The sequence below is a fragment of the Listeria sp. LM90SB2 genome (assembly GCF_028867355.1).
GTDB classification, from domain to species: Bacteria; Bacillota; Bacilli; order Lactobacillales; family Listeriaceae; genus Listeria; species Listeria monocytogenes_B.
Window position 1 is genome coordinate 1,312,118 of sequence record NZ_CP046449.1, and the last position, 12,283, is coordinate 1,324,400.

A 12,283-nucleotide genomic window follows, 5' to 3' on the forward strand; every position below is an offset into this window, starting at 1 on the left:
CAAGGATTCTTTTTTTTGATATAATAACAAAGAATAAGAGGAGGGATACGCATGGCAGAAAAAATGAATGTAGAAAGTTTTAATTTGGACCATACGAAAGTAAAAGCACCTTTTGTGAGACTGGCGGGAACGAAAGTGGGCGTCCATGGAGATGAAATATACAAATATGATGTTCGCTTCAAACAACCCAATAAAGAACATATGGAAATGCCAGCGCTACACTCTTTAGAACATTTGATGGCAGAACTTGCAAGAAATCATACTGACAAATTAGTAGACATTAGTCCAATGGGATGCCAAACTGGCTTTTATGTTTCCTTCATTAATCATAGCGACTATGATGATGCACTAGAAATCATCGCCACAACACTAACGGATGTTTTAGCTGCGACAGAAGTTCCTGCATGCAATGAAGTCCAATGCGGTTGGGCAGCAAGCCATAGTTTAGAAGGTGCAAAAGCGCTTGCAGCAGAATTTTTAGACAAACGAGACGAATGGAAAAATGTATTTGCTGAATAAAAATGAAAGCATCTATCGGAATACCGGTAGATGCTTTTTATAAATAACATATTTTTATCAAAATTAATAACGAATTTAAATGTCGTATGGAATACTAACGGAGACTTGCCATGCAATCACTTGTATTTTTTGTGATTTGCCCAGATCAGTCTATCTGATTCTAATGTTCTGGAGATACAGCCATCTCTGTTTTGAAAACTAGTATAGTCAAATCAACGCAAACAGAAAAATTAGTACCAACAACTATCGCAGTGGTAGGATTCATAGTTATTATAATTATTCGTAAAAATAAATAAAAAACTATCTACTCAAAATTCTCGAGTGGATAGTTTTTTATCTATAAAATAGCTTATAAAAAAATTATGATTTCATTTCGACAAAAATTCGACAAAAATAGCCTTTTTTTTTACTAGTTTAAATGCCAAATAAAAACCGCATAAAATCAGGAGATGTGAATAGAAAAATCCTAAAAAGATACTAAATTTTGCTTTTTCAACCATTTTTGTACACATTTTGTCTATTGGTCTCATATGCTGAGGAGACTATAATTACATCATAAAGTTTCTTTTAAGGATACCTCTTAAAATTTACTAGGCGAATATAACAGAGTGGAGATGGTAATAACTTATGTCAGTAAAATCAAATATCGTAAAAATTGGGGTATGCTTTGCAGTACTCGCTGTCCCCGTATCGCAAACAACATTCCCGGTATTTGCTGCAGAGCAAACTGGATTAAAAGCAAGTCAGGATAATGTGAACATTCCAGATTCAACATTTAAAGCGTACTTAAATGGATTATTAGGACAATCGAGTACAGCGAATATTACCGAAGCACAAATGGATTCATTAACATATATTACTTTAGCGAATATAAATGTTACTGATTTGACAGGTATTGAATATGCCCATAATATAAAAGATTTAACCATAAATAATATTCATGCAACAAACTATAATCCAATAAGCGGGTTGAGTAATCTTGAACGATTACGCATTATGGGAACAGATGTTACTTCCGATAAAATTCCAAATTTAAGTGGGCTGACGAGTTTAACTCTACTGGATATTTCGCACAGTGCACATGATGATTCTATTTTAACTAAAATAAACACACTTCCTAAAGTAAATAGTATTGACCTTAGTTATAATGGTGCAATAACGGATATCATGCCACTTAAAACATTGCCAGAACTTAAGAGCTTAAATATTCAATTTGACGGAGTACATGATTATCGAGGTATAGAAGATTTCCCTAAATTGAATCAACTGTATGCATTTTCCCAAACTATAGGGGGTAAAAAACTAATTAACTCCGATATTAAAGGTAGTGCATTAACTTATAATGCAGAAAAGCAAACATTATACGTCCCATTCAGCTTGATGACGGAACGAACAGTTAATTATGATGGCTATGTACCAGATTTCGTAAAATCAACTGCAGGCAGCGACACTTACTTTGCAATGAATGAGAAACAAGTAAATGGCAATCGCCTAACAATTACGAGTGATGGCTTAACAGTAAGTGATGTAAGTAAAGCAGATTTTGATAATCTTGAAAAAATGGAGTACAACGCGAAAATCGATTTGAGTTCTCAAACTTATAATATTCCTGATCAGTTTAAAAATGGTGGGGCGTACAATATATCTGTACCTATCTATGATCATTACTTCACTGTCGACCATTCTGTAAACATCTCAGCTGACAGTGGAAAAACATATATAGAAAATCAACCAGTGACAGAAGCAGAATTTTTAGCAGATATTCATGCAAAAACAGATGACGGATCAACTGTTACAAGTGATTTCGCTGATAAAGTAGATTTCAAGACTCCTGGAACGTACACAGTTACTTTACAATCTGAGAATAATTCTGGATTAAAGGCAGCCCCAGTTCAAGTAAACGTAACAATTAAAGAGAAGACAGCGATTACGGCAGATGAAAAAATCACTTATAAGGTGGATACATCTAAAACAGAAGCAGAATTTTTAGCAGACATCAAAGCGAAAACAAATGATGGAACAGCGATTACAAGTGATTTTGCGACTGTTGTTGATCTTTCCAAACCAGGAAAATATGTCGTTACACTAAACGCAGAAAATGATTTACAAAAAGCTTTGCCAGTGCAAGTGACGGTTATTGTTGAAAAAGAAACACCAATACCAGACCCAACGCCAAATCCAACACCAGATCCGACGCCAAATCCAACACCAACACCAGATCCAACACCGGACCCAAGCCCAACACCTAATCCGGTTATCAAACCAAACGTCAATAAACCAGAAGTGCCAAGTCACAAAATTCCATCTTTAACTGTAAATGAGAAAAAAGCTAAAGCAGAAACAAGCAAAGAGGCTTTACCTAAAACAGGGGATTCCTTGCCTGTAGCAGGTGCAACAGTAGGATTTTTACTAATTAGCTTAAGCTGGTTTGTTTCTAGGAAAAAATAAAAATAACTATCCGCCCAATTAAGGGCGGATAGTTATTTATTCATGACGCTAGTTAACATGGCGACATAAGCTTGAGCACCAGATTTAGTTAAATGAACACCATCTGGAGCAAAGTACTGAGATTGACCACTAGATCTTGAATACCAATCAACAACAGTTACATTAGGTCGTGATGAAGCATTGGCAATACTTTTATTTACATCAGACTGCCAACCACGAGGAACCCGCGTATTAACTAAATAAATCGTTGCTTTGTCAAATTGATCTAATAAATCATTTAATTGCTCTTCTGTGAAGGGACCATTTGTACCAAGTTCAAGAATAACGGAGCTATTTTCGCTGTTGAATTTCTTATAGCCAGTAGCGGTTGTAATAGCATCTCTTAATTGACGTCCAACTAGACCATCAATTGTGATATTAGGAACGGCTTCTTTCAAGTATGGTTCAATATCAAGCATGACTGAATCACCAATCGCCACTGTTTGTGTAATCATTGTTTTTGGCGTGGCGGCTGTTTTATTTTTGTTGTCTGGCACTTGTGTTTGGTTTTGTCCGTTAGCTTTATTTGCGTCCGTTTCTTTGGAGTCTTCTTTTTCTTTAGTAGCTTTATCTTCTTTGTCTTTTTTATCATCTTTCTTCTCGTCTGGTGTAGAGGTGGTTGTTTTAACAGACGTTTGTTGTTTTTCTGCATTGGTATTGACGGAAAGAACGTTTGACATACCAAGTGTAAATATTGCTAAAACAGCAACAACACCAGCGATACTCAACCATTTACCAACAGGTTTATTTTTCCAAATGAAATAGTTTTTATCTTTGAAGCCTTTAAAATAATTGATAAAACCATTTTTTCGAATGGGAGTTTCAATAAAGCGGAACGATAACTCAGCAATAATAAAAGTAGCGGCAACTTGTAGGATAGCTCGCCATATATTAGGTTGAGTAATTTCTAGTACAGGTGTTGTCAACGTTATAATTGGATAATGCCATAAGTAAATACCGTAAGACCTTGTTCCAATCCATCTAAGTGGTTTAAAACTGAAAATCTTGCTTAGATAAGAGGCGGGGTGTGAGATAGTTGCAATCATGATAACGCCGAGAATTGCAACGAATAACAAGCCACCGCGATATAAGAAAGGTTGATATTCACTTACAAAAGCTGTGAATAGAATAAAACATAAAATACTGATTGTTCCTGCAATATTGAGAACTGCCTTACTTTTCCTTGGAACTACAGGACTAAGGCGATTGAAAGGCCAGACAAATGCAAGTGCACAACCTGCTAGCAAATCAAATGCTCTCGTATCCGTACCGTAATAAACACGACTTGGATCTGTCCCAGGAACGTACAAAATCGTCATCCAAACTGCGGAGAGAAGGCCAAGGCCAATGACGATTTTTAATAATAGTTTTGGATTTTTTACCCATTTGAGAAATACCAGTAAAAAAGCGGGCCATATTAAATAAAATTGTTCTTCAATGGCTAGTGACCATAAGTTTTTAAGTGGTGATGGAAGTCCAAATGAATCAAAATAAGAAACATTGTGGAAAATAAACCACCAGTTACTTACATAAAAGAAAGAAGCAATTGCATCGCCGCGTAAGTTTTTTAAAATTTCTGGATGGAAGAAGACGGCATAGATGACAACGACTACAATCATTACATAAACAGCAGGAATGAGTCGCCGAAAACGTCTAATCCAAAATTGCTTTAATTGAAGTGATTGATTTTTTTCCCATTGTGTTAATAAAATATTTGTAATTAAGTAACCAGATAAGACGAAAAATATGTCTACGCCGATGAATCCACCTTTAGCCCAGCTAAAATTCAAGTGGTAGGCGATTACAGCAATAACTGCGAGTGCTCGAAGTCCATCAATACTCGGAACATATTTTCTACTGTAGCGAGTAGTCCTTTTCAAAATAACATCTCCTATTTGTGATAAGTAAATATGTGTGTGTAAACCTAGACAGAGATAGTAAAGAGATCTGTTTTTAGCTCCATACTATAATACCACACATAAATCAAGAAGTAATTTAAAATGCTGAATTAATTGATAGATTTTAAAAATTTGAGTATATTTGCTTATTTTTGTTATAGTAAATATAAGTAAATAGTTTGGGGGGAAGCATTTTGACGGAAATTTTTGCCCATCGAGGCAGTAGTGGGACGCATCCAGAAAATACACTACCAGCTATGAAAGCAGCGATTTTATCCGGTGCGGATGGTATCGAGTTAGACATTCATGTTTTGAAAAGTGGCGAATTAATCGTCATGCACGATGAACGCGTCGATAGGACTACAAATGGGTCTGGCTTTTTAAAAGATTACACACTTTCAGAAGTGAAAAAATTAGTGATTGGTAAACGGCTTTTCCGTAAAATCCGTGTGCCAACTTTGGAAGAAATTTTTAAGTTGGTGAGTGGCACAGATATGATACTAAACATTGAGTTGAAAACGGATGTCTTTGAATATGAAGGAATCGAACAAAAAGTTTTAGCATTAGCGGATAAATTTCCCGAAGTCAAACGAATGTATTCTTCCTTTAACCCAGATACTCTCATTCGGCTGAGAGATTTAGATCCTACTGCCAGACTAGCTTTAATTACACATGAAAACTTAGATGAAGTATTGCCATTACATGAAAAAATTCAGCTTGATGCAGTGCATCCACCAGTAAAAGCAATGAAAAACCCGATTTTAAAGCAAATCGCAGCACGCTATTGGACGGTGAATAAGGAGGAAACTATCACGCATTTTATAGATGCCAATGTTAAAGGAATGATGACTGATTTTCCTGAAAAGGCAGTGGCACTAAGAAATAATAAATAACCTCCATGAGCAAAACGCTTTCATTATAAATCGTTAAAAGATATAATCATAGTAAGTTAATAAATATTATTGTCTGAGATTCGGAGAGACTGCAAAAGGCGAGCGCAATCGTCTTACTTTGCAGTCTCTTTTTTTGTTTTTAAACTTAAAGCGTTTCAGTTAGATTGAAAAGTGGAAAAGTAACCAAGAAGGCATAATTCAGACGGTAAACAATTTGAAGGGGGCAAACAAAATGGTACAATTATTTTCAGCGTTTGACAGAGAAACAATCGAAAGAAATCTTCAAGAGGAAAAATTTGATTTAGTCATCGTCGGCGGCGGGATTACAGGGGCAGGAATCGCTTTAGATGCCACTTCACGGGGTATGAGTGTCGCACTTGTTGAAATGGGTGATTTCGCGAGCGGAACATCGAGCCGTTCAACAAAATTAGTCCACGGTGGATTAAGATATTTACAACAATTTGAAATTAAAGAAGTAGCAGATTTAGGAAAAGAACGTGCGATAGTCTACGAAAATGGACCACACGTAACGACTCCTGAATGGATGATGCTCCCATTCCATAAAGGCGGCAATATGGGTAAAACTACCGCTTCATTTGGTATTCGTTTATATGACTATTTAGCAGGGGTAAAGAAAAATGAACGACGTAAAATTTTAAGCGCAAAAGAAACATTAGCCAAAAATCCATTCGTGAAAAAAGACGGTTTAAAAGGTTCTGGTTACTACGTGGAATACCGCACGGATGATGCGCGTTTAACAATAGAAGTTATGAAAAAAGCAGTAGAACTCGGAGCGAATGCTATTAACTATACAAAAGCAGAGCATTTCTTATATGATGACAATAAACAAGTAGTTGGTGTAACCGTAACAGATCGTTTGTCGGGCAAAGCATACGATATTAAAGGACATCGTGTTATTAATGCTGCTGGTCCTTGGGTAGATAAAGTAAGAAAATTAGATTATGCAACAAACAACAAACATTTACGCTTAACAAAAGGAATTCATTTGGTTATTGATAAACAAAAATTCCCGATGGAACAAGCAGTATACTTTGATACACCTGATGGCCGGATGGTCTTTGCTATTCCGCGCGATAAAAAAGTGTATGTTGGAACGACGGATACAGTGTACGACGAAGCAGTAATTAATCCAAAAGCACTTGAATCTGATCATAATTATGTGATTAAGGCGATTAATTATATGTTCCCTGATGTGCATATTACCGAAAAAGATATTGAATCAAGTTGGGCTGGGGTTCGTCCACTTATCTATGAAGAAGGAAAAGATCCATCTGAAATTTCACGTAAAGATGAAGTTTGGTTTTCTGAAAGTGGCTTAATCACGATGGCAGGTGGTAAACTCACTGGTTACAGAAAAATGGCCGAAAAATTATTAGATGACGTTTCAAAAACATTAGCGAAAGAAACTGGTAAAAAGTACAAAACAGTTCAAACAAAACATTTACCAATTTCTGGTGGTGACATTGGTGGCTCAGAACAATTAGAAGCTTTCCTATCTAAAAAAGCGAAAGAAGGTAATAATCGTTTCGGCTGGACTTTAGAAGAAGGTCGTGAGATGGCTAAACGTTTCGGTAGTAATATCGATCAATTATTTACTTATGCACAGGAACATAAAGAACAAAACGAAACCACTTTACCAAACAGTTTGTATGCTGAACTACGCTACTCGATTCAACACGAAGCAGTGACAACGCCAATCGATTTCTTATTACGTCGCACTGGCTACTTGCTTTTCGATATGCCATACTTACTTGAATGGAAAGACGCTGTTGTGGATGAAATGGCTAAACAATTCCACTGGAGCGACGATGTAAAACAAACCTATATCGAGGAATTAAATATTCAAATTAATGATGCTAGAGAACCAGCTGATTGGCACGATAGATAATTAAAATTCGAAAAGAGCGTAAATCTTTCAAGGATTTGCGCTTTTTTTCTGGAAAAAATCATTTTCACTATTTTCAAGAAACCTTTTTCATGGTACATTGATTACAGGTGAAAAGGAGGTTTTTTTTTGAGCAAGATTCCTGTCATCGTCATCGTTGGCCCAACCGCTGTCGGAAAGACAAGTTTAAGTATTGAACTAGCGAAAAAATTGGACGGAGAAATCATCAGTGGTGACTCTATGCAAGTTTATCGTGGATTAGATATCGGTACAGCAAAAATCACACCAGAAGAAATGGATGGAATCAAACATTATCTTATTGATGTGACGAATCCTTCCGAACCATTCACTGCAGCGAAATTCCAAATAGAAACAAGAAAATGTATAGAAACAATACATCAAGCTGGTAGGCTACCAATTATTGTTGGTGGAACAGGACTTTATATTCAATCTGTTTTCTATGATTATGATTTTGGTAACGTAAGCGAAGATAAGGCTTATCGAGCGGAATTAGAACAACTAGACAAAACTGTATTGTGGCAAATGCTCGAACAAAAAGATCCAGAAAGCGCAGCACAGATACACGAAAACAATAAGCGCCGAGTGATTAGAGCATTAGAAGTGATGCATCTAACAGGAAAGCCTTTCTCAGAGTATCAAGTGAATAATGTACTTAATGATAGATACCAACCACTCTTTCTAGGACTTGATTTGGACAGAGCGTTACTTTACGAAAGAATTAATCAGCGAGTGAATTTAATGTTTGAAGAAGGTTTAGTGACAGAAGCAAAAAAATTATATGAGCAACATTTAGTGGATGTTCCAGCAGTTCGCGGCATCGGCTACAAAGAATTATTTCCTTATTTTGAAGGAAAGAGCTCACTAGAAGAAGCAAAAGAATTAATTCAAAAGAACTCAAGGCATTTCGCGAAAAGACAGTTAACCTGGTTTAGAAATAGAATGGATATTGACTGGATTCAGGCGGGTGTTAGCAGTACAGAATCAGAAGCATTAAATAAAGCAACAACCTTTTTAACAGCTAAATAACGCTTTTCTGTTTGGTAAGAAGAAATAAAGGGTATTTGAAATTAGCCAACCAATTGCACAATGGAACTTCATTGGGGTTTGGGAAATTTTTAGTATAAGATAGAGATTGGAGAGGGAAATTATGAAACAAGGTGGACAAGGGTTACAGGACTATTACTTAAATCAATTGCGTAAGGAAAAAATTCTTGCAACTGTATTTTTAACAAATGGTTTTCAGTTAAGAGGACGTGTTGTAAGTTTTGACAATTTTACCGTACTACTAGATGTCGAAGGAAAACAACAGCTTGTATTTAAACACGCAATTTCAACTTTCTCCCCGCAGAAGAATGTCGCTTTAAATCCTGATGCGGAATAAGTACTTTACTTGAAAGGCAGGGAACTCGCTTTTTTTGCGATGTTTCATGTCTTTTTTTTATGCAGAAAATATGCTACGATTAGTCTTGTCTGAAAAAGGGAGAAATGCATGTGGAAAGAGAAAAAATAATACTTGTAGGCGTGATTTTGCCAAATAAAACAGAAGAAGCTTTCTGGAATTCCATGAATGAACTACATAGCTTAGCTAAAACGGCAAACGGTGAAGTAGTAGATGAATTAATTCAAAAATTAGAACGAGTAAATCAAGCATCGTTCATTGGTTCTGGTAAACTGGAAGAGCTTGCTACTTTAGTGGAAATGCATGAGGCGGACGTTGTTATATTTAATAGTGAACTTAGTGCAACTCAAGTGCGCAATATTTCTAAGGCGGTTGATGCGCGAATAATTGACCGAACACAGTTAATCTTAGACATATTTGCCATGCGCGCAAAATCCAAAGAAGGAAAACTGCAAGTCGCATACGCGCAATATAAATATCTGTTACCAAGACTTAGCGGACAAGGTGTTTCCTTATCAAAACTTGGAGGAGGTATTGGTTCAAGAGGGCCTGGTGAATCCAAACTAGAAATGGACAAACGCCATATTCGCGAAAAAATGCATGATATCAAAGCGCAATTAACACATGTTGAACAACACCGCAAGCGAATCATTGAACGAAGAAATATACAATCCGTTTTTCGGTTTGGTTTAATTGGTTACACAAATGCAGGGAAATCAACTATTTTCAACCGTCTAACGAATGAAACAACATTACAAGAAGATAAATTATTTGCAACGCTTGACCCAACCACACGAAAAATTCGCTTTTCGGGTGGATTTCAAGCGCTTTTGACAGATACAGTTGGTTTTATTCAAGATTTGCCAACGACTTTAATTGCAGCTTTTCGCTCTACTTTAGAGGAAACTGCCAATGTAGATGTGTTAATTCATGTAGTTGATGCATCAAATCCAGACTATTTGCAACACGAAACAACGGTAATTTCTTTATTAGAGGAACTTGAAATGAACCATCTACCAACACTAGTCATTTACAATAAAATGGATCAAGCACCAGCCACGTTTGTACCCGATCAACCAGAAAATTTGCTTATATCAGCTTTAGATCAAGAGGCTCCTGATACGATTAAACAGCGAATGATCCAATTAATTGAAAAAAATTGGGCTTTCTTTACACTAGAACTTTCAGAAGAAAAAGGAAAAGAATTAGCGCAAATAAAGCAACAAGCGTGGGTAACGAAACTAGAATATATTGAAAGTAAACAGAGTTACCACTTAGAGGGGTACAAACCGAGAAAGGAGCTAAATAATGAATAATATTCAAGCGATACGAAAAAAGGTGGAAACACAAATTGATGATTTGCAAAATAAAACAGACGAAATTGCTGAATTTAATCAAGCGAAAGTTTTAGATGCGTTTCAAGAGAATAAAGTGAGTGATTTTCATTTTCATCCTTCCACTGGGTATGGTTATGATGATGAAGGTAGAGATACATTAGAACGTGTGTATGCGACTGTATTTAAGACAGAGGCGGCCCTGGTTCGTCCACAAATAATTTCAGGAACCCATGCAATTTCAACCGTATTATTTGGCATCCTTCGCCCGGATGATGAATTACTTTATATTACTGGTCAACCCTATGATACGTTAGAAGAAATTGTAGGAATACGAAAGCAAGGACAGGGCTCTTTAAAAGATTTTCATATTGGTTATAGCTCTGTGCCGCTTCTGGAAAATGGTGATGTAGACTTTCCAAGAATAGCGAAAAAAATGACGCCAAAAACAAAGATGATTGGAATTCAGCGTTCACGAGGTTATGCGGATAGACCTTCTTTTACAATAGAAAAGATTAAAGAAATGATTGTATTTGTAAAAAATATCAATCCGGAAGTAATTGTTTTTGTAGATAACTGTTACGGAGAATTCGTGGAATATCAGGAGCCGCCAGAAGTTGGAGCAGATATTATCGCGGGTTCATTAATCAAAAATCCTGGTGGTGGCTTAGCGAAAACAGGCGGTTATATTGCAGGAAAAGAAGCATTAGTAGATTTATGTGGTTATCGCTTAACTACACCTGGAATTGGCAGAGAAGCAGGTGCATCACTCTATAGTTTATTAGAAATGTATCAAGGTTTCTTTTTAGCTCCTCATGTGACAGCTCAGGCAATTAAAGGAGCACGATTCACAGCCGCCATGCTTGCGGAGTTTGGTGTAGAAGCTGACCCAGTTTGGGATGCGCCAAGAACTGATTTAATTCAAAGCGTTTCCTTCCATAACAAAGAGAAGATGGTTGCATTTGCGCAAGCTATTCAAGCAGCCTCGCCGGTTAATGCGCATGTTTTGCCAATCGGTGCATATATGCCAGGTTATGAAGATGACGTGATAATGGCAGCTGGGACATTTATACAAGGCGCTAGTTTGGAACTAACAGCAGATGGACCTATTAGAGAACCTTATCAACTCTATGTTCAAGGCGGTTTGACCTATGAACACATCAAAATTGCAGTTACTCGAGCAATCCAAAAAATAGTATAAAAAAGTAACATTTATTTGCAAAAAAATATTTTTAATTTTTACCGCGATGGTTTTAATCGCGGTTTTTTTATGCGGAATACATTGGTATACAACGCTTTAACGATAATGTTAGATTATCTTACATAAATTTGACAAAACATCTGACGTACATTATAATGCTACTATCATCAAAAAATAATTATGTTTTGAGGGGGAATTGTCGTGAGTGAAAAGGAAATCCGGAGATCGATGCCGCTGTTTCCAATTGGGCCTGTGATGAAGCTAACTGATCTCACCGCTAGACAAATTCGCTACTATGAAGACCAAGGATTAATCCATCCGGCACGAAATCAAGGAAATCACCGTTTGTATTCACTTCAAGACATTGATGTTTTGCTAGAGATAAAAGATTATTTGAATGATGGTCTGAATATTGCGGGAATTAAGAAAATGTATCAAATGCAGCAAAAAGAATCTAAAGAACCTTTGACAGACGATGATGTGCGCAAAATACTTAGAAAAGAAATGCAACAAGCTGGTCGCTTTGTAAAGCAAGATGCGACAGGGAAACAACAATTACCAAGGTTTTAAAAAGACAAGAAGAGGTATTTACTTTATTTAGAAGTTAATATAATTAGATTATTTA

Annotated in this window: 10 protein-coding genes; 9 read left to right on the forward strand and 1 reads right to left on the reverse strand. The window is 36.4% G+C overall.

What is annotated here, in order from left to right:
• Nucleotides 1-51 precede the first annotated feature (51 nt).
• On the forward strand, nucleotides 52-519 hold the full coding sequence (locus GL301_RS06555) for an S-ribosylhomocysteine lyase (RefSeq protein WP_060586962.1): 468 nt from the start codon (nucleotides 52-54) through the stop codon (nucleotides 517-519).
• Between the two features lie 627 nt (nucleotides 520-1,146).
• Nucleotides 1,147-2,967: a class 1 internalin InlK gene (gene inlK / locus GL301_RS06560; protein WP_061108588.1), complete on the forward strand. Its 1,821-nt coding sequence runs from the start codon at nucleotides 1,147-1,149 to the stop codon at nucleotides 2,965-2,967.
• A 32-nt stretch (nucleotides 2,968-2,999) separates the two neighbouring features.
• Here the strand turns inward: inlK and oatA are convergent, their stop codons facing one another.
• A complete protein-coding gene (gene oatA / locus GL301_RS06565; RefSeq protein WP_003727507.1) occupies nucleotides 3,000-4,886 on the reverse strand; it encodes a peptidoglycan O-acetyltransferase OatA in 1,887 nt (628 codons plus the stop codon).
• 212 nt (nucleotides 4,887-5,098) lie between these two features.
• On the opposite strand from oatA, the gene GL301_RS06570 reads away from it, so the two are divergent.
• The 7 genes from GL301_RS06570 to GL301_RS06600 all read left to right on the forward strand — a co-directional run bounded on the left by GL301_RS06570 (nucleotide 5,099) and on the right by GL301_RS06600 (nucleotide 12,228).
• Nucleotides 5,099-5,797, forward strand: a complete 699-nt coding sequence (locus tag GL301_RS06570) for a glycerophosphodiester phosphodiesterase (protein WP_003726657.1) — start codon at nucleotides 5,099-5,101, stop codon at nucleotides 5,795-5,797.
• A 232-nt stretch (nucleotides 5,798-6,029) separates the two neighbouring features.
• The gene (locus GL301_RS06575; protein WP_003723738.1) at nucleotides 6,030-7,706 is read left to right on the forward strand and encodes a glycerol-3-phosphate dehydrogenase/oxidase; all 1,677 of its coding nucleotides are present in this window, start codon (nucleotides 6,030-6,032) and stop codon (nucleotides 7,704-7,706) included.
• 126 nt (nucleotides 7,707-7,832) lie between these two features.
• On the forward strand, nucleotides 7,833-8,750 hold the full coding sequence (gene miaA / locus GL301_RS06580) for a tRNA (adenosine(37)-N6)-dimethylallyltransferase MiaA (RefSeq protein ID WP_003726658.1): 918 nt from the start codon (nucleotides 7,833-7,835) through the stop codon (nucleotides 8,748-8,750).
• A gap of 121 nt (nucleotides 8,751-8,871) precedes the next feature.
• Nucleotides 8,872-9,105, forward strand: a complete 234-nt coding sequence (gene hfq, locus GL301_RS06585) for an RNA chaperone Hfq (RefSeq protein WP_003719566.1) — start codon at nucleotides 8,872-8,874, stop codon at nucleotides 9,103-9,105.
• A gap of 110 nt (nucleotides 9,106-9,215) precedes the next feature.
• Nucleotides 9,216-10,439 (forward strand): GTPase HflX, encoded by a 1,224-nt coding sequence (gene hflX / locus GL301_RS06590; protein ID WP_015084731.1) that lies wholly within the window; start codon nucleotides 9,216-9,218, stop codon nucleotides 10,437-10,439.
• Complete coding sequence (locus GL301_RS06595) at nucleotides 10,432-11,658, forward strand: methionine gamma-lyase family protein (protein ID WP_003727505.1); 1,227 nt, start codon at nucleotides 10,432-10,434, stop codon at nucleotides 11,656-11,658. Before hflX ends, GL301_RS06595 begins: the two co-directional genes overlap by 8 nt.
• A gap of 201 nt (nucleotides 11,659-11,859) precedes the next feature.
• Nucleotides 11,860-12,228, forward strand: coding sequence for a MerR family transcriptional regulator (locus tag GL301_RS06600; RefSeq protein ID WP_003719570.1), 369 nt, complete (start codon nucleotides 11,860-11,862; stop codon nucleotides 12,226-12,228).
• Nucleotides 12,229-12,283: the final 55 nt, after the last annotated feature.

What these genes read in the sequence shown, in the direction of transcription:
- hfq (WP_003719566.1), top strand. Translation starts at nt 8,872, where the DNA reads ATGAAACAAGGTGGACAAGGGTTACAGGACTATTACTTAAATCAATTG.
- GL301_RS06575 (WP_003723738.1), top strand. Translation starts at nt 6,030, where the DNA reads ATGGTACAATTATTTTCAGCGTTTGACAGAGAAACAATCGAAAGAAAT.
- GL301_RS06595 (WP_003727505.1), top strand. Translation starts at nt 10,432, where the DNA reads ATGAATAATATTCAAGCGATACGAAAAAAGGTGGAAACACAAATTGAT.
- inlK (WP_061108588.1), top strand. Translation starts at nt 1,147, where the DNA reads ATGTCAGTAAAATCAAATATCGTAAAAATTGGGGTATGCTTTGCAGTA.
- GL301_RS06555 (WP_060586962.1), top strand. Translation starts at nt 52, where the DNA reads ATGGCAGAAAAAATGAATGTAGAAAGTTTTAATTTGGACCATACGAAA.